The sequence below is a fragment of the Corynebacterium sp. ACRPJ genome, assembly GCF_022347345.1.
Lineage (GTDB): Bacteria > Actinomycetota > Actinomycetes > Mycobacteriales > Mycobacteriaceae > Corynebacterium > Corynebacterium tuberculostearicum_D.
Genome location: NZ_JAKRNC010000010.1, coordinates 38,366 through 54,372 on the forward strand (window position 1 = coordinate 38,366; position 16,007 = coordinate 54,372).

The window sequence follows — 16,007 nt, forward strand, 5'->3', positions numbered from 1 at the left end:
CCGTTTTGGCAGGTAATGCGGTAGACTGTCCAGTCTTGTAATTGGGGGTATGAGTGTGGTCTAATGGGCGAGTACTACTTAAGACTTAAAGGAACTCGAGCTTTTATGAAGCAACTTTCTCGGCTCCTGCGGCCCGTGGCCGCGGTCCTGGCCAGCGGCGCGCTAGCTCTCTCGCTTACCTCGTGCGCCTCTACTTCCCACGCCGCGGAAGATGGCATGGTCACCTATGTCGAGCCCAATATGTTCAACAACCTCTATCCGCCCTCCGGCGGCTATTACCCCAACGGTGGTGTGCTCAATAACATCACGGACCGCCTGCTCTGGCAGGACCCGGATACCCTCGAGCTGCACCCGTGGATTGCGGAGGAGATGCCCAAGGCAAACAAGGACAATACTGAGTTCACCTTCAAGATTCGCAAGGGCGTGACCTACTCCGATGGTTCCCGCCTGGATGCCGCGAACGTGAAGAAGAACTATGACCTTTATGCCCTGGGCGACGAAGATCGCATGCTCACTCCATCGGAGCAGCTGCCCAATTATGAAAAATCCGAGGTCATCGACGACTACACGGTGAAGTTCTACTTCAGCGAGCCTTCCCCGGGCTTCCCGCAGTCCACCTCCGTGATGAACCAGGGCCTGCTTTCTAATGCCACCCTGGATTTGGATGACACCGGCTTCGCGCCGGGCAATGCCACCGCGATTTCCGGTTCTGGTCCCTTCGTCATTGAGGAAGAAGAGCTGGGCACCAAGCTGGTGCTCAAGAAGCGCGAGGACTATGACTGGGCGCCCCCGGCCCGAAAGGATCACCAAGGCCCGGCCGATATCGAGGGCATCAAAATCGTGCTTGCGGCCGAAGACTCCGTGCGTGTGGGCTCGCTTGTAGCCGGCCAGTCCGATGTCGCGCGCCAGATCGAAGCCCCCGATGAGAAGCACCTGAAGGATCAAAACCTGCAGATTTTTGCCGCCCCCACTCGTGGCGTGAACAATAGCTTCCACTTCCACTTCCGCCATCCACTCTTGGAAGACAAGCGCGTGCGCCAGGCCATCATCCATGCCATTGACCGCGATAACATCCTGGACACCCTCTTTTCTGATTCCTACCCCAAGGGAACATCGATCCTGGCCAAGACGGCTATTGGCTATAAGGATCAGTCCGCGAACTATGCCTTCGATCCGGAAGAATCCAAGCGCCTGCTCGATGAGGCCGGCTGGCGCCCAGGTGAAGATGGCATTCGCGAAAAGGACGGCAAGCGCCTGTCCGTGACCTTCAATGAAGCCGTCCCACAGCCGCGCTCTAAAGAGATGTTCACCAAGGCTCAAGAGATGCTCAAGAACGTCGGTATCGAGGCCAACCTCAACCCGGGTGACCGCTCTGCGCAGCAAAAGGCCATGAAGGACCAAGACACCGTGCAGGTACGCCATACCATGACCGGCCGTGCCAATGTGGACACCTTGGCCACGTGGCTGGATGGCACCGGGCGCAATTCTTTCCTCAACTACGACGAGAAGACCGATAGCTTTGGTGATGAGAAACTGCAGAAACTGGTGGAGGATTACTTCGACCTCAGCAGTGAAAAGGATCGCCTAGCCATGACCGGCCGCATGCAGGACTATCTGTCCGAACAGGCCTATATCCTGCCCATGTTTGAAGAGCCGCAGGTCTATGGCTTCCAGCCCTATATCGAGGGCTTTAGCACCGAGGCCATCGGCCGCCCATCGTTCTATGCGGTAGACATCAACCCCGCAGAAGGGGAGGACTAAACCATGAGCCTGAAAACTATTGCCCTGCGCATCGGCCAAGCCGTGCTCGTTATCTGGGCAACTTTTACCCTTTCTTTCATCCTCTTGGCGGCACTGCCTGGTGACGCCGTCGCGACCCGCTATGACAACCCCAACTTGGGGCTCAACGCCGAGCAGCTGGCCGCCATCCGCGAGGTTTATGGTGCCGATGAGCCGATCTTAAGCCGCTACTTCAGCGCGCTCGGCGGATTCCTCACCGGTGATTTTGGCTTTTCCGTCGCCACCGGTACCGCCGTATCGGAGATGCTGGCAGATGCCCTTCCCTCCACGCTGGCGCTGGCGGTCTTCGCCTTCCTTGTAGGCGTGGTCCTGGCCTTCCTGGTGGCTATTGTCTCCACCTTTGGCCCATTTTCTTGGCTGCGCAGCTTTTTCCGCAGCCTGCCTTCCGTGATGGTTTCCCTGCCCACCTTCTGGATCGGCATCATTTTGATCCAGATTTTCTCCTTTGGCTTGGGCTGGGTGCCGGTCATCGGCGCAAGCGATGCCCAAAGCCTCATCCTGCCGGTAATTACCCTGGCCATCTTCGTGGCCGCACCGCTGGCGCAGGTGCTGCTGCGCTCCATCGATGAGGTCATGGATATGTCCTTCGTGCAGGTTGTGCGTGCCAAGGGTGCTAGCGGTGCCTGGTTGTTGTGGCGCAACGTCCTGCGCAATGCGCTGCTGCCGGCGCTGACCATGGCCGGCCTTACCTTTGGTGAGCTCGTCGGCGGTTCCGTGGTGACGGAGGCGGTCTTCGCCCGCCACGGCATCGGTGCGCTGACCGTAGATGCGGTGGCTAACCGCGATACCTCGGTGCTGCTGGCCATTGTGGTGCTGGCCGCCGCCGTCTTTGTCCTTATCAACCTGATTGTGGACCTGCTCTACCCAGTGCTTGACGTGCGCCTGCGCGAGCGCGAGCACGAGACCGTATCTAGCTCCGCCACCGCCGATACCACCGCAACGAACGAGAAGAAGGTCCAAGCATGAAGCTTAAATCCACACAGCTGAAGCTCACCCCGGGCACCATCATCTCGCTGATTGTGCTGGGCCTGGCGGTGCTCTGCGCGCTGTTCCCCCAACTATTTACCTCCCAGGACCCTAACCAGGGCGGGGACACCACGGCGCTCTTGCAACCCAGCTTCCAACACTGGTTCGGCACCGATGCCGTTGGCCGCGATCTCTATACCCGCGTGGTCTATGGCGCGCGCCAATCCCTACTCGGCGCGCTCCTGGCCGTTCTTTTCGGCCTCATCGTCGGCACCATCTTGGGCATCATCGCCGGCGTGCGCCGCGGCTGGGTCGATGCCGTCATCATGCGCATCGTGGACGTGCTGCTGTCCATCCCCGGACTCTTGCTCTCCCTGTCCGTCATCATCGTGCTGGGCCACGGCATCTTCAATGCCGCCATCGCCGTAGGTATCACCTCCGTGGCCACCTTTGCGCGCCTTGCACGCTCCCAGGTGCTTAGCGTTGCCGGCTCCGATTTCGTCGAGGCCGCCTATGGCTCCGGCGGTTCTTCCTTCCAGGTGCTCGTGCGCCATATTCTTCCCAATTCACTCACCGCGGTCTTCGCCGTAGCAGCCCTGCAATTTGGCCTGGCCATTTTGCAGCTAGCCACCCTAGGCTTCCTGGGCTATGGCGCACCGCCCCCAACTCCGGAATGGGGTCTTCTCATCTCTGAATCGCGCGATTACATCGCCACGGCCGGCTGGTTGACCATCGCCCCGGGCATTGTGATCGTCGCCGTGGTCCTCGCGGCCAACCACCTCAGCCAGACACTGCGAAAGGCGGCCTAATGTCCCTGCTTAGCATTAGTGATTTATCCATTACCTACCGCACCGCGCACGGTGAGGTAGAAGCGGTCAGCGGCATTGAGCTCGAGGTAAACCCTGGCGAAATGACCGCCATCGTGGGCGAGTCCGGTTCCGGCAAGTCCACTTCCGCCATGGCCGCCATTGGCCTGCTGCCAGACAATGCGTCGATCGTTTCCGGCACCATTACTTTCGACGGCCGGGACGTGACCCAATATTCTCAAAAGCAATGGCGGGAGCTGCGCGGTCGCCGCATCGGTCTGATTCCGCAGGATCCCAATAACTCGCTTAACCCGCTCAAGACCATCGGTGCCTCGGTGGAGGAAGGCATGGCCATCCACGGGCAGGGCAATAAGGCCTCCCGGAAGAAGCGTGCACTGGAGCTTTTGGAGCGCGTGGGCATTGATGATCCGCAGCGCCGCTATCACCAGTACCCGCATGAGCTATCCGGCGGCATGAAGCAGCGCGTGCTCATTGCCGCGGCCGTGGCATTGGAGCCGGAGCTCATCATCGCCGATGAGCCCACCTCCGCGCTCGATGTCACCGTGCAGAAGATCATCCTGGACCTCCTGGATGAGATGCGCGAAGAGCTCACCATGGGCATCCTTTTCATTACCCATGATCTGGCCGTGGCGGGCGACCGTGCCAATAACATCGTGGTGATGGAAAAGGGTACCGTCCGCGAGTCGGGCGTTGCTGCCCGCGTCCTCACCGACCCCCAGCACGCCTACTCCAAGCGCCTGCTTGCCGACGCCCCCTCGCTCACCGCCCCCACTTCCTCCCAGGCCGCATCTCCTGTGCGGGCCGCCGCGCCCGCACAACGCGAAACCTTGCTCGAGGTGGAGGGGCTGAGCCAACGCTTCGGGGATTTCACCGCGGTGGAAGACATCAACTTTTCCGTGGCCCGCGGAACCACCCATGCATTGGTGGGGGAGTCTGGCTCCGGTAAGACCACCACCGGCCGCGCCATTTCCTTGTTGAGCACGCCCACCTCCAGCAGCATTCGCTTGGGCGGGGAAGACATTAGCTCTGCCCGTGGCAAGCGCCGTCGTGAGCTGCGCCGTTCTATCCAGATGGTTTACCAAAATCCGTTTGGCTCGCTGGATCCGCGCTTGAGCATCGGCGATACCATCGCCGAACCGGTGCGCAATTTCACCGGCGCTTCCAAACGTGATGCGCGTGCCAAAGCACGCGACTTTCTTGATTTGGTGGCCTTGGATTCTTCCATGGCTTCCCGGCGCCCCCGCGAGCTCTCCGGTGGTCAACGCCAGCGCGTGGCCATCGCCCGCGCCATGATCATCGAACCCGATCTCGTGGTGCTCGATGAGGCCGTGTCCGCGCTCGACGTCACCGTGCAGGCGCAGATCCTGCGGCTGCTCGACGAGCTGCAGCGCGAGCTGGAGCTTACCTATATCTTCATCTCCCACGATCTGGCGGTAGTTAATCAAATTTCCGATACCGTTTCCGTGCTCTCCCACGGCACGCAAGTGGAATCCGGACCTACCGCGCAGGTCTTTGCGCATCCGGAAACCGAGTACACGCGCCAGCTAATTGACGCCATCCCCGGCTCCCGCTATCGTGCCGGAGACCTAAACTTGGGGCTATAACCGCGCCCCAGAAAGGTTGGACTGAAAATATGACTGACATTATTAATGAGCTCTCCCACGCCAGCGCCGAGGTGCAACAGCTGCGCCGTGCGCGCCATGATGCGCAGGACAATGCGCAACTGAGCTTTAGCGCTTTGCTCGAGCCTGCAGAACCAGGCGAGTTCTCCTATACGGAGCGCTATGCCGTTGCGGCTTTTACCGCTGCAATCTACCAAGCGAGCGAGGCTGCGGATTTCTACTTCGACTTGCTGGAAGATGAGGCCGACGAGGACCTTGTTGCCGCCGTGCGCGCCGCGAGCCAGCGCGGCGTGTCCACCGGCCCGTATCACCAGGGTGATTTCCTTATCTTCGGCGATACCTCAGCGGAAGCCGCGCTGGGCACGCGCCTAGCTGCGGCCTTTGATTGGGCGCACCTTCTGGCCTTCCACCCCAAGGATGCCTCCCCGCAGGCCATCGGGCACCTCGATGCCGCAGGATGGTCCGCCACGGATATCGTCAGCCTGTCCCAGCTGGTGGCATTTTTGGCCTTCCAGCTGCGCGTGGTCCACGGCCTGCGTGTACTTTCTGGCGAGGATCCCGCATCCCACCCCGCAGCCGAGCGCGCCGCCGGCGTGGCCGATCCGGGTTGGGAGGTTACTGCGACTACGTTGCAGCCCGATACCGTGCTGCCTGATCGCTTTGCCAACCACTCCCTGGGCTGGAAGCCCTGGGTAGAGGCGCTGGCGAAGGAGGATTTCACCGCGGTGCATACCGATGCCCTCATTAATCCAGAGCGCATCGATTCCGAGTACTTCCGCTTGCTTGCCCGCGACCCTGCGGCCTTGAAGGCGCGCACGCTGACTGACCTGGACATCTTCTATAACACCGAGGGCGGCCTCTCCCGTGCGGACCGCGAGCTCGCCGCTACTGTGGCTTCGCGCTACAACGGCTGCGAGTACTGTGCCTCCGTGCACCAGGCGCGGTGCGTCCAGGAAGGCGGCGACCGTGAAATCGTAGACCGCCTCTTGGACGAGGGCATCGACACCGACCTTGGCTCAAAGGAATGGGACCTTATCCGTCGCGCCGCAGTGGCGCTGACGGAAACCCCGTTTGCCTTCGATGCGGCCCTATGCGCAGACCTGCGTGCGGCCGGATTCGATGATCAGTCCATCCTGGACCTGATTTATGCTTCCTCCTTCTTCAACTGGGCTAATCGTTTGATGCTCACCCTGGGCCAGCCGGACGTGCCTAAGCGCTTCCGTTAATCGGCTACCGCCGGTGACTGGTTCGGTGCGACGCTTAGAGCAAAGGATCCCTATGATGGGGCGGCATGACTGATACAAAGAACGCCACCGCACCAGCACTCTCGGAGAGCGAAGCCCCGCAGAAGGTCGCCGTCGTCACCGGCGCTACCGGCGGCATGGGCCGCGAAATCATCGCTGACCTGGCCGGTGATTACCACGTGTATGCACTGGGCCGTAGCGCGGCGGAACTGCCCGAATCGGACTCCATTACGCCGGTGGCCATCGACCTCGTCGCCGGCCTCGATGAAGGTATGAAGCTGCCGGAGCTAGACCGCGTGGACGTACTCGTCCACGCTGCTGCACGAGCTACCAAGTACTCCGTGGAGGAAGCCACGCCGGAAAATTGGCGCGCGCACATGGACCTCAACGTGCATGCCCCTGCTGAACTGACCCGCGCCTTGCTGCCGCAGCTACGCAAAGCGGAAGGCACCGTGGTCTTTATCAACTCTGGCGCTGGACGCCACAGCTACGGCGATAACGTCATCTACGCGGCGACCAAGCACGCGTTGTATGCACTCGCCGATGGACTGCGCATCTCTGAGCCGGGTATCCGCGTATCCACGGTGGCTCCGGGGCCTACCGATACCCCGATGCTGAAGGGTCTGCAGGATTATGATCCCTCCCAGGTCATTGCCCCGGCTGAGGTGGCTCGTGCCATTCGTACCGTGGTAGAGGCAGGCCCCACCACCCAGCTGACGGAAATCCAGGTCAGGCCGCGAATCGAGTTACATCTGCGCAAGTAGGAACGCAAGTTGTGGTAATGGACATCACACATTAATGGGGTTGGTCTCCAGGGGTGTCCATTACACTCGGGGGCTGTGACTTCCCAAAGCCGAAAACGGCCCGCCTATCTCCGTATCTCGGATGCCCTACGCGACAAGATCGAACGCAACGAACTAGAACCCGGTCAGAAATTTCCTACCGAACGCGAATTGGTCCGGGAATTCCATGTCGCGCGCATGACCGTGCGCCATGCCTTAGACATTTTGGAAGTAGAAGGCCTCATTGACCGCCGCCGCGGGCGCAGTGGCGGCACCTATGTGCGCACGGTTCCCCCTACACTGAGCCTGACCAACAAGGACAATATTGTCACCCAGCTGCGCGAGCGCGGGCACGACACCGCCGTGCGCGTGGTCTCCGTGAACAAGGCCCACGTGCCCAAGCATGTGGCAGCGGTACTGGGTGTTAGCGATTCCACCTTTGCGTGGGATATCAAGCGCCTCTATACCGTCGATGGCAAGCCCGTCATCCTTTCGCGCTACACCATCCCGGTAGATATGGCTCCCGATCTCAATCAGCACGATCTGCGCGAGCCCATTATGGAAATCCTGGCTGGCTACAACCTCAAGCCCGTCTTTAAGCGCGAGAGCATGCGTGCCGCTACCGCTCGCACCGAAGAGCAGAAACTTTTGCACGTGAGCCGATCGCACCCGCTGCTTCGGTTCGTGCGGCTGCTAAAGACTAAGTCGGGCGCGGTCTTTGCCTATGTTGAAGAGTCGCTGCGCTCTGATATCGCCAACGTCGAGGTTATCCTGGGAGAGGATCCCGCGCCGCAACCCCTACCGGGCAAGGGCAACGGCGCGGGAAAGCCGGCTTAGCTAGCGTCTACCTGGCGATTGCGCAGCGCGCGGGCCACGCGGTCACGCTGCTCGGTGACCGTGCGGCGCAGACCACCCGGCAGATCCTTCTTCAAAAAGGCATCGGCGCGGTCCAGGCCCTTGTGCGTGATATCCCAGGAAGGGAAGAGACCCGTCACGGTGGTCAGTGCCACCTCGGAGGATTGGGAAGTCCATACCTTTTCTGCGATATCGAAGAACTCCGCGGTGGGCAGGAATTCATCGCTATGTGGGTAGAGCAGGCCTTCCAGCTTGGAGGTGAGCTCGCGGTTGGTGAGATTACCCGCCACGATTTCTTCCCATACCGCGCGTTTGTTCTCGGCGGTTGCCACGGCTGCGCGGGCACGCAGGGAAGAGTAGTAGCCGGTGGCGGAGTTATCGCGCTCGAGTTGCGCATCCGCGGCAGCAGGGACGTCCTCTACCGCGCCATCGGCGGCAAGTGCCGCCAGTGCGGACCAGCGCAGCCCCGCATCCGCGGAGGACTCGAGCACGCCGCGCAGATAGTCGCGCGCGCTATCGTGCAGGCGAATCTTCGCCAGGGCCTGGGTGCAGATGATGGAGCGCTGGGCATCGGGGCTGTGGGCGCCGTCGAGGAGGGCGTCGGCAAGCAGGGTGCTCTGAGCCGCCCACTGTGGATCGGCATAGTTCTTCAGCGCGCTAGAGGCCTGCAGGACAATGCGTTCGAGGACGGCGAGCTCCGTCTCCGCCTGCATGCCGCGGGCAACCAGCTGGATGAAATCGCGGGCGCGCATAATACCGGCGCGGGTCATCTCCCAAGCGGTAGACCAGCACAGGGTGCGGGCCATGGGATCGGCGAACTTATCAATATTATCCAGCAGGAATTGCAGGGAACCCGCGTCCAGCTCGATGAGGCAATAGGTCAGGTCATCGTCGTTGGGTAGCAGGAAGTCAATGTCTGCCAACTGGCGGCCGATGAGCTCTGGAATCTCGGTAGACGCGCCATCGATATCCATCTCGATGCGATCGGTGCGCACCACCTTGCCATCCTGCAGGTTATACAGGCCTACCGCCACGCGGTGGGTGCGCAGGGTATCGCCGGCCTGGGTGAGGTAAGCATGGGTAATCGTGCCGGACTCATCCGCGTTGAGCGCTACGCTGAGCGTATTGATGCCGGAGGTCTTGAGCCACTGCTGCGCCCAGAAGGAAAGGTCGCGGCCGGAGGCCTCTTCCAGGTGGCGCAACAGATCATCAAAGGTGGCATTGCCCCATGCATGGGCGGCGAAGTGGCGGCGCACACCGGCCAGGAAGTTCTCGCGGCCGACATAAGCCTGCAGCTGCTTCAGCACTGAAGCGCCCTTGGCGTAAGTGATGCCATCGAAGTTTTGCTCCACCGTTTCGATATCGCTGGCATCGGTGGAAATCGGGTGGGTGGTCGGTAGCTGATCCTGCTGATACGCCCAGGACTTTTCCACATTGGCAAAGGTGACCCACGCGGTATCGTATTCGGTTTCCTCTGCCTGGGAGATGGCGGCGGACCAGGTGGCGAAGGACTCATTGAGCCACAGATCGTCCCACCACTGCATGGTGACCAGGTCACCGAACCACATATGGGCCAACTCGTGCAGGACGGTATCGGCGCGGAGCTCATATTTATAGTGCGTGGCCTGGGAAGTAAAGACGTACTCATCGCGGATGGTGACGCAGCCGGCATTTTCCATCGCGCCGGCGTTGAACTCCGGCACGAAAATTTGGTCATACTTGCCAAAGGGGTAGGGGAAGCCGAAGTTGCGGTGGTAGAAATCAAAGCCCTGCTTGGTCTCAGTAAATAGGCGCTCGGCATCCAGCGCGTGGGCGAGCGAAGCGCGGCAGTAGATGCCGAGTGGCACCTCGAGCTTTTGGGCCGGCTTGCCCTCTGGGTGTGCGGTCAGCTCGCCGCGCCAGGTATCGGTGACCTCGTGGTACGGGCCGGCGCAGAGGGCTACCAGGTAGGTGGACAACGGGTAGTCAATAGTCGTGCTGGCCACATCGCCCTCCCAGCTCACCGGGCCATTGCTAATGATGGTCCACTCTTCGGGCGCCTTGAAATGCAGCGCGTAGGTGGCCTTCATATCCGGCTGGTCAAAGCAGGCGAAGACGCGCTTGGCATCGGCAGTTTCAAACTGGGTATAAAGGTAGACCTTGTCATCGGCGGGGTCGACAAAGCGGTGCAGGCCCTCACCGGTGCGGGAGTACGGGATTTTGGCGGTGACTTCCAGCGTGTAATCGGCTACCTGAAGGCCAGACAGTGGAATGCCGTAGGTGGGGTTATAGGACTCAGTGGGCAGGGGATTGCCGTTGAGGCGTACCTCCTGGATTTCCTCGGCGCGCAGATCAATAAAGGTGGAGCCGATCTCCTGCGAGGTAAAGCTCACCTTCGTGGTGGACAGGAAGTGGGTGTCCGAATACTTGAGGTCTAAAGTGACATCGTAGTGGTCCACCTCGATCATTCGGGAGCGCTGAACCGCTTCCTCGCGAGTCAGGTTTATAGAGGTCATGGCCTATATTCTCCTTCTAAGCCGAAAATAGTTCTGCATCCACAGTAGTCGTGCACCTAGGCTGGTGGGGCAAACTTTTTCAATCAAAGGAGTATTTATGGCTGACGCAGTAAAGTTCTGGTTCGACGTATCTTGCCCCTTCGCGTGGGCCACCTCGCGCTGGATTAAGGAAGTAGAAAAGGTGCGCGACATTGAGGTCGAGTTCGAGCCTATGTCCCTGTCCGTGCTCAATGACGGCCGCGATCTTGACTCCACCTATATGGACATGATGAAGGCTAACTGGGGCCCAGCCCGCGTCTTTGCCAAGGTCAAGGCCGAGCGCCCGGAAAAAGTAGACGAGCTCTACACCGCAATGGGCACCCTGATTCACGCCAAGGGCAACGGTATGCGCACCGGTTTTGGCGCTTATGATGACATCATCGCCCAAGCCCTAGCGGAGGTAGACCTCCCAGCCGAGTTCGCCGAGGTAGCTAATACCGAGGACTATGACGAGAAGCTGCGCGAGTACCACCACAACGGCATTTCCGCTGTGGGCGATGAGGTAGGCACCCCGGTTATCAAGCTGGGCGAGACCGCCTTCTTTGGCCCAGTTATTACCCGCATCCCTACCGGTGAAGAAGCAGGCGAGCTTTTCGACGCCTCCCTGCGCCTTGCCCAGTACCCCTACTTCTTCGAGCTCAAGCGCTCCCGCACTGAGATGCCCCAGGTGGAGGAAAACTAAACGGTCTTTTTACGTCGGCGCAGCTGAATCGCAGCGCCGACGCACAGTGCGATGGTCAGCGGGGTCAAGATGAATGCCGGCAGACCTGCGATATTGATAGAGGGAAGTTCCATGCCAGCCCGAAAGTCGTCCCACGCGACCAGTGCCCAGGATGCCCACGAGGCACCGGCAAGAAGCGCGATAATGCCGGCCGCAATTGCGCCCCCGTTGGCCCGCGGATTCCCGCGCACCTTTTGCGCAATCCACCAGACTCCCAGGCCCAGGTGAGCCAAAGTGGCGAGAATGCTCGCGATAAGCGGGAGGAGGAAGCCCCCGCTGCCGGAAACCTGAACACCAAGCATAATGATGCAGGCGAGAAGGCTCCCGCCGTAGAGCGCGAGGACTGGTTTGGTTATAGGCATGGCTTTCCTCCTTTATAGCGATAGTGGTTGCCCGCGAGCTTATCAGGACAATGTAATACGAAACAGGGTGGGCGCTAAGCCTCCTCAAGGCGCGCCGGGCCGGTAGGATGTGGGCCATGCGCGTATATCTAGGAGCAGACCACGCAGGTTTCGAAACCAAGAACCTGATCGCTGAACACCTCACCAAGCAGGGCCACGAAGTCATTGACTGCGGCGCCCATATCTACGATGCCGAGGATGACTATCCGGCATTTTGCATCGAAGCGGCACAACGCACCATCAATGACCCAGGCTCCCTGGGCATCGTGCTGGGCGGCTCCGGCAACGGCGAGCAGATTGCCGCCAATAAGGTCAAGGGTGCTCGCTGCGCACTGGCGTGGTCCGCAGAGACCGCCCGCCTTGCCCGCGAGCACAACAATGCCCAGCTCATCGGCATCGGTGGCCGCATGCACACCGAGGAGCAAGCACTGGAAATCGTCGACGCCTTCCTGGACCAAGAATGGTCCCGCGCGGAGCGCCACCAGCGCCGCATCGACATCTTGGCGGAATACGAGCGCACCGGCATCGCCCCAGAGCTGCCGGAGGCTTAAGCCCAGCAGAAGAAACGCCGCGGACCAAAGTTGGTTTCGCGGCGTTTCTGTGTGCGCACCGGCCGGGTCGGCCGAGACGGGCGCTAAGCCTTAGGCGTCATTCATGTCATTCGGGTGCGGACCGCCGCGTCCCTCTTCGCCTTCATCCAAGGCGGTGATGGCAGACATCTCGTCCTCGGTGAGCTCAAAGCCGAAGACGTCGAAATTCTCCGCGATGCGCGATGGCGTGGCGGACTTAGGGAAGAGGATGACGCCATTTTGCAGGTGCCAACGGATGACGACCTGCGCTGGGCTGACATCGTGCGCCGCAGCGGCGTCGGTGACCTCGGGGGCATCCAAAATATCGCTCTTGCCCTGGCCCAAAGGCCCCCATGCCTCAATAGCTACGGTGTGGGCGCGGAAGGCATCCAGCTCGCGCCAGCGCTGCAGGTAAGGGTGAAGCTCGACCTGATTGACCGCCGGCTTAACGTCGGTCTTGAGCTCCAGCTGGTCCAGGTGCTCGAGCTCGAAGTTGGAGACGCCGATGGACTTTGCCTTGCCCTGCTTCTGCAACTCGATGAGCTGCTGCCAGGCCTCGACGTAGGTTCCCTTCGCCGGGGTCGGCCAATGGATGAGGTAGAGATCCACATACTCTAGGCCGAGCTTGTCCAAAGACTCATCAAGAGCTGCGGCGGCATCGGTCTGGCGGTCATTCCACAGCTTGGTGGTGACAAAAAGTTCCTCGCGCGGGATGCCGGACTTCGCAATAGCCTTACCTACGCCTTCTTCATTGCCATAGATAGCGGCGGTATCGATATGGCGATAGCCCACGCGCAGGGCCTCGGCTACCAGCTCTTCGGTCTTATCCGGATCCATCTGGAATACGCCAAAGCCCAGCTGCGGGATGGTATTGCCGTCATTAAGGGTGATGTTAGGTACGCTCATGCGCCCCAGACTACCTGCCTACTGCAGTGGGCCGAGCGTGATGAATTTATTCCACGTATCCCACTCATCTTGCAGGCGGGCGCGTTCGTGGGGTGGGGTAGCGGTGTCGTCGATAAGCGCGGCGTCAATCATGCGCACGCCATTGTCAAAGAACAACGCGGCGTGCCCCGAAGCGCCATGGCGCAGTACCGGAACCAAGTTCAACCCATCGAAGGACAGGCGCGCATTAGGCCGCACATCCAGCCCGGCAATGGCGGCGAGGGTAGGAGCCAAGTCAATAGGGGAGACCAGCTCGTTATTCTCCCCGCTTTCCGCCACGCCCGGCCATAGCACCGACATCGGGGCATTTCCACCTAGCAGGGAGCAGACGGCAATGACGCCTTCAACCTGGTCGAGTTCCTCCAGGCTGGGCTGTTCTAGCAAGCGAAAGACGTCTTCACCGGCCGGTTGCGTGTCTTCGCGGACCTCATAGCCCACCCCAGCAAAAACCTCGTTGATGCGCGTGGTGGCCTGTCGCTGCGGGTACTGGCCGGTCAGGGTGCCGCGGCGGGAGTCCGCATAGGTTTCCGAAGGCACCCACGTGTTTTTAAAACGAACGCCGCGCAGTGCGGTTTCCGGCGCATGGTCAAAGGTCGCAAGAGTGATATCCATGGACTCAATTCTAGGCTTGCCGACGCCCCCTTCGGCCAACTTTGCCCACAGAAATCACCGCCGCGGTTCTAGTTGAGCTCAAGACCCTCGATGCCGTGCACCGTTACGGTCTCTGAGAGCGGCGCGCGGCCTGGAGCTGTGTTAAAGACTGGGCTAGATTCATCGGCCGTACCAAAGGTAATGGCGGTGACCAGCTTGTAGTCCTCGTCCACGCCGAGGAATTCACGTGCGGTTGGCGCAATCAGGGAAATCATGCCCTGTGGAATGCCGTGATAACCATGTGCCTCGAGGGAAAGCAGGAAGTTTTCGGTGTAAGTTCCCTGGTCAAAGGCGGCGCGGATGCGGTCTCCCATCGGCGGGATAAAAAGCAGCACCGCATGGGGCGCACCAAAGAAGCGCAGGTTTCCCGAATGAACTCCATGCGGCCTTCTTTATCCTCGCGCTTAATGCCAAGCAGACCGTACATTTTGGCGGCCAGTTCCTGGGAACGCTGGGGATGGATGCCCTCACCATAATCGGTGGTGAAGTCTGGGCTAAGGCCGTTGGTATCGAATTCCTTGATCAGTGCGGCGCTAAGCTCCTTGAGCTCTTCTCCGCCCACTACGTGCACGTTCCACGGCTGGGTATTGGAGTTGGACGGTGCGGATTGAGCGTCCTCCAAGACCTGTTTGATGTCTTCTACCGGCATGGGCTCCGGCAGGAACGCGCGAGGAGAATGGCGACTGCGGATGAATTCGGAATACTTATTGGATGAAGTCATGCGCGCCACCATACACATCGCCGCATGTGTCCGCCTTACACCAAGCGTGGCCAGCGCGGGTGAGCGGGTCTGGGGTAGGTAAAACGAAAAATCGCCCATCTGAACGATGGGCGAAAAATGGAGGGAATGACGGGAATCGAACCCGCGTCTTCAGCTTGGAAGGCTGAGGTATTAGCCACTATACGACATTCCCACAGCGCGCTATTGAAACGCTGCGCCATACTTTAGCGCACGCGGGGGCAAAAATGAAAATAGGGAACTAGGGTGGCGCTTGAGCCGTTGTTATAAGAGGAATGGCCCTACCAATAGAAAGCGATGATCGTAGTGGGAATTTTGCTCCTTGTGCTGGCAGTCGGCGGAGGCGCGTGGTTTATGTCTTCGCACAACTCCCAAAAACGCCGCGAGGAACGAGAAGCACAGCAATTGGCCGATGCACAAGCTGACGCTCGCCGGTGGATTGAACGCCTGGGCGGCCAAGTAATGCAGATTTCTGGCACAGACTCTGCCTCCCAGCAGGCAATGGCCGATGCGTCCGAGCGTTTCACGGCAGCTAACTCGGCGATTTCGCGCGCCACCACCGCAAAGCAGGCGAACCTAGCGCGCGAGTCGGCCTTGGAAGGCATGCACTATGTGGATGCCGCGCGCGAGATTATGGGCATGAACCCAGGCCCAGAGCTGCCGCCGCTCGAGGGGCAGCGCGCCGCCGGCAAGGTGACGGAAAAGCGCACGGTGGAAGCGAATGGCCAGCAGATTACTGCCTCGCCGTATGCTTCCGCGGATACCCCGAACTACTACCCAGGCGGAACCGTCGCAGGGCGCCCAGTTCCGGCAGGGTGGTACTCGCGTCCGTGGTGGGCTGATGCATTGCAGACCGGCGTGTGGATGGTTGGCTACTCCATGATGTTTAATGCCCTGTTCTCCGGTATGTCTGGCATTGGCTATTCCGCGGCCGCTGCTGAAAGCGGCGACTGGGGTGGCGGTGATGGCATGGGCGATGCCGGCGACATGGGCGGTGACGCTGGCGATGCTGGCGACGCCGGTGACATGGGCGGCGGCGATGACGGCGGCGGCCTGTTTGATGGCCTTGGCGATGGCGATGGCGGCGGATTCTTTGACGGAATGTTTGATTTCGATTTCTAGCCGCTAGACTGTCAAAAGTGGCCTCTGTGCTGCGTTGATTCCATTAAGTGGGGGTCCGTTTAGGAGATTTAAAACGGACACGGTACACTGTCTCAGGTATGCAACGCAGCCAAGGCAACTTGGTGGCCTACATACGGGGCGTGGCGCAGTTTGGTAGCGCACCTGCTTTGGGAGCAGGGGGTCGCAGGTTCAAATCCTGTCGCCCCGACGTATGGGGGTCTGGAAATGC

General features: G+C 60.4%; 16 protein-coding genes and 2 tRNA genes. 11 read left to right on the forward strand and 7 right to left on the reverse strand.

Annotated features, from left to right (window positions below; translation table 11 throughout):
• Nucleotides 1–105: 105 nt before the first annotated feature.
• The 7 genes from MHY08_RS07995 to MHY08_RS11800 all read left to right on the forward strand — a co-directional run bounded on the left by MHY08_RS07995 (nucleotide 106) and on the right by MHY08_RS11800 (nucleotide 8,078).
• Nucleotides 106–1,761, forward strand: a complete 1,656-nt coding sequence (locus tag MHY08_RS07995; protein WP_239236213.1) for a TIGR04028 family ABC transporter substrate-binding protein — start codon at nucleotides 106–108, stop codon at nucleotides 1,759–1,761.
• Nucleotides 1,762–1,764: 3 nt separating this feature from the next.
• Nucleotides 1,765–2,766 (forward strand): ABC transporter permease, encoded by a 1,002-nt coding sequence (locus MHY08_RS08000; protein WP_239236214.1) that lies wholly within the window; start codon nucleotides 1,765–1,767, stop codon nucleotides 2,764–2,766.
• On the forward strand, nucleotides 2,763–3,575 hold the full coding sequence (locus MHY08_RS08005; protein ID WP_005324024.1) for an ABC transporter permease: 813 nt from the start codon (nucleotides 2,763–2,765) through the stop codon (nucleotides 3,573–3,575). The genes MHY08_RS08000 and MHY08_RS08005 overlap by 4 nt, the downstream gene beginning before the upstream one ends.
• Complete coding sequence (locus MHY08_RS08010; protein ID WP_239236215.1) at nucleotides 3,575–5,197, forward strand: ABC transporter ATP-binding protein; 1,623 nt, start codon at nucleotides 3,575–3,577, stop codon at nucleotides 5,195–5,197. Before MHY08_RS08005 ends, MHY08_RS08010 begins: the two co-directional genes overlap by 1 nt.
• A gap of 29 nt (nucleotides 5,198–5,226) precedes the next feature.
• Nucleotides 5,227–6,441, forward strand: a complete 1,215-nt coding sequence (locus MHY08_RS08015; RefSeq protein WP_239236216.1) for an alkylhydroperoxidase domain protein — start codon at nucleotides 5,227–5,229, stop codon at nucleotides 6,439–6,441.
• 65 nt (nucleotides 6,442–6,506) lie between these two features.
• The gene (locus tag MHY08_RS08020; protein WP_204611133.1) at nucleotides 6,507–7,223 is read left to right on the forward strand and encodes an SDR family oxidoreductase; all 717 of its coding nucleotides are present in this window, start codon (nucleotides 6,507–6,509) and stop codon (nucleotides 7,221–7,223) included.
• A gap of 75 nt (nucleotides 7,224–7,298) precedes the next feature.
• Nucleotides 7,299–8,078 carry a GntR family transcriptional regulator gene (locus tag MHY08_RS11800; protein WP_239236217.1) on the forward strand — a complete coding sequence of 260 codons (780 nt, stop codon included), beginning with the start codon at nucleotides 7,299–7,301 and terminating at the stop codon, nucleotides 8,076–8,078.
• Here the strand turns inward: MHY08_RS11800 and pepN are convergent.
• Entirely contained in the window at nucleotides 8,075–10,591 is a 2,517-nt protein-coding gene (pepN, locus tag MHY08_RS08030; RefSeq protein ID WP_239236218.1) for an aminopeptidase N, read from the reverse strand. The genes MHY08_RS11800 and pepN overlap by 4 nt on opposite strands.
• A gap of 97 nt (nucleotides 10,592–10,688) precedes the next feature.
• Here pepN and MHY08_RS08035 point away from each other — a divergent pair, with 97 nt between their 5' ends.
• Nucleotides 10,689–11,312, forward strand: a complete 624-nt coding sequence (locus tag MHY08_RS08035) for a disulfide bond formation protein DsbA (protein ID WP_204611136.1) — start codon at nucleotides 10,689–10,691, stop codon at nucleotides 11,310–11,312.
• Here MHY08_RS08035 and MHY08_RS08040 read toward each other — a convergent pair.
• Nucleotides 11,309–11,713 carry an MFS transporter gene (locus MHY08_RS08040; protein ID WP_239236219.1) on the reverse strand — a complete coding sequence of 135 codons (405 nt, stop codon included), beginning with the start codon at nucleotides 11,711–11,713 and terminating at the stop codon, nucleotides 11,309–11,311. The genes MHY08_RS08035 and MHY08_RS08040 overlap by 4 nt on opposite strands.
• A 116-nt stretch (nucleotides 11,714–11,829) precedes the next feature.
• Between MHY08_RS08040 and MHY08_RS08045 the strand changes: the two genes are divergently transcribed.
• Nucleotides 11,830–12,303 (forward strand): ribose-5-phosphate isomerase, encoded by a 474-nt coding sequence (locus MHY08_RS08045; protein WP_239236221.1) that lies wholly within the window; start codon nucleotides 11,830–11,832, stop codon nucleotides 12,301–12,303.
• A gap of 90 nt (nucleotides 12,304–12,393) precedes the next feature.
• Here MHY08_RS08045 and MHY08_RS08050 read toward each other — a convergent pair whose 3' ends face one another.
• The 5 genes from MHY08_RS08050 to MHY08_RS08070 all read right to left on the reverse strand — a co-directional run bounded on the left by MHY08_RS08050 (nucleotide 12,394) and on the right by MHY08_RS08070 (nucleotide 14,831).
• On the reverse strand, nucleotides 12,394–13,227 hold the full coding sequence (locus MHY08_RS08050; RefSeq protein WP_239236224.1) for an aldo/keto reductase: 834 nt from the start codon (nucleotides 13,225–13,227) through the stop codon (nucleotides 12,394–12,396).
• Nucleotides 13,228–13,245: 18 nt separating this feature from the next.
• A complete protein-coding gene (locus MHY08_RS08055) occupies nucleotides 13,246–13,878 on the reverse strand; it encodes a hypothetical protein (RefSeq protein ID WP_239236226.1) in 633 nt (210 codons plus the stop codon).
• 68 nt (nucleotides 13,879–13,946) lie between these two features.
• Nucleotides 13,947–14,231, reverse strand: a complete 285-nt coding sequence (locus MHY08_RS08060) for a nitroreductase family protein (protein ID WP_239236227.1) — start codon at nucleotides 14,229–14,231, stop codon at nucleotides 13,947–13,949.
• Nucleotides 14,129–14,638 (reverse strand): nitroreductase family protein, encoded by a 510-nt coding sequence (locus tag MHY08_RS08065; protein ID WP_239236228.1) that lies wholly within the window; start codon nucleotides 14,636–14,638, stop codon nucleotides 14,129–14,131. The genes MHY08_RS08060 and MHY08_RS08065 overlap by 103 nt, the downstream gene beginning before the upstream one ends.
• 118 nt (nucleotides 14,639–14,756) lie before the next feature.
• Nucleotides 14,757–14,831 (reverse strand) — tRNA-Gly (locus MHY08_RS08070).
• Between the two features lie 122 nt (nucleotides 14,832–14,953).
• Between MHY08_RS08070 and MHY08_RS08075 the strand changes: the two genes are divergently transcribed.
• Both MHY08_RS08075 and MHY08_RS08080 read left to right on the forward strand, forming a co-directional pair.
• The gene (locus tag MHY08_RS08075) at nucleotides 14,954–15,778 is read left to right on the forward strand and encodes a DUF1542 domain-containing protein (RefSeq protein WP_239236229.1); all 825 of its coding nucleotides are present in this window, start codon (nucleotides 14,954–14,956) and stop codon (nucleotides 15,776–15,778) included.
• A gap of 134 nt (nucleotides 15,779–15,912) precedes the next feature.
• Nucleotides 15,913–15,986, forward strand: a tRNA-Pro gene (locus MHY08_RS08080).
• The last annotated feature ends 21 nt before the right edge of the window (nucleotides 15,987–16,007 follow it).

Excerpts from the sequence above, each read along its gene's own strand:
- MHY08_RS08040 (WP_239236219.1), bottom strand. The coding sequence starts at position 11,713 with ATGCCTATAACCAAACCAGTCCTCGCGCTCTACGGCGGGAGCCTTCTC.
- MHY08_RS08020 (WP_204611133.1), top strand. The coding sequence starts at position 6,507 with ATGACTGATACAAAGAACGCCACCGCACCAGCACTCTCGGAGAGCGAA.
- MHY08_RS08010 (WP_239236215.1), top strand. The coding sequence starts at position 3,575 with ATGTCCCTGCTTAGCATTAGTGATTTATCCATTACCTACCGCACCGCG.
- MHY08_RS08015 (WP_239236216.1), top strand. The coding sequence starts at position 5,227 with ATGACTGACATTATTAATGAGCTCTCCCACGCCAGCGCCGAGGTGCAA.
- MHY08_RS08060 (WP_239236227.1), bottom strand. The coding sequence starts at position 14,231 with ATGGGAGACCGCATCCGCGCCGCCTTTGACCAGGGAACTTACACCGAA.
- pepN (WP_239236218.1), bottom strand. The coding sequence starts at position 10,591 with ATGACCTCTATAAACCTGACTCGCGAGGAAGCGGTTCAGCGCTCCCGA.
- MHY08_RS08050 (WP_239236224.1), bottom strand. The coding sequence starts at position 13,227 with ATGAGCGTACCTAACATCACCCTTAATGACGGCAATACCATCCCGCAG.
- MHY08_RS08035 (WP_204611136.1), top strand. The coding sequence starts at position 10,689 with ATGGCTGACGCAGTAAAGTTCTGGTTCGACGTATCTTGCCCCTTCGCG.
- MHY08_RS08055 (WP_239236226.1), bottom strand. The coding sequence starts at position 13,878 with ATGGATATCACTCTTGCGACCTTTGACCATGCGCCGGAAACCGCACTG.
- MHY08_RS08045 (WP_239236221.1), top strand. The coding sequence starts at position 11,830 with ATGCGCGTATATCTAGGAGCAGACCACGCAGGTTTCGAAACCAAGAAC.
- MHY08_RS07995 (WP_239236213.1), top strand. The coding sequence starts at position 106 with ATGAAGCAACTTTCTCGGCTCCTGCGGCCCGTGGCCGCGGTCCTGGCC.
- MHY08_RS08005 (WP_005324024.1), top strand. The coding sequence starts at position 2,763 with ATGAAGCTTAAATCCACACAGCTGAAGCTCACCCCGGGCACCATCATC.
- MHY08_RS08065 (WP_239236228.1), bottom strand. The coding sequence starts at position 14,638 with ATGACTTCATCCAATAAGTATTCCGAATTCATCCGCAGTCGCCATTCT.
- MHY08_RS08000 (WP_239236214.1), top strand. The coding sequence starts at position 1,765 with ATGAGCCTGAAAACTATTGCCCTGCGCATCGGCCAAGCCGTGCTCGTT.
- MHY08_RS08075 (WP_239236229.1), top strand. The coding sequence starts at position 14,954 with ATGATCGTAGTGGGAATTTTGCTCCTTGTGCTGGCAGTCGGCGGAGGC.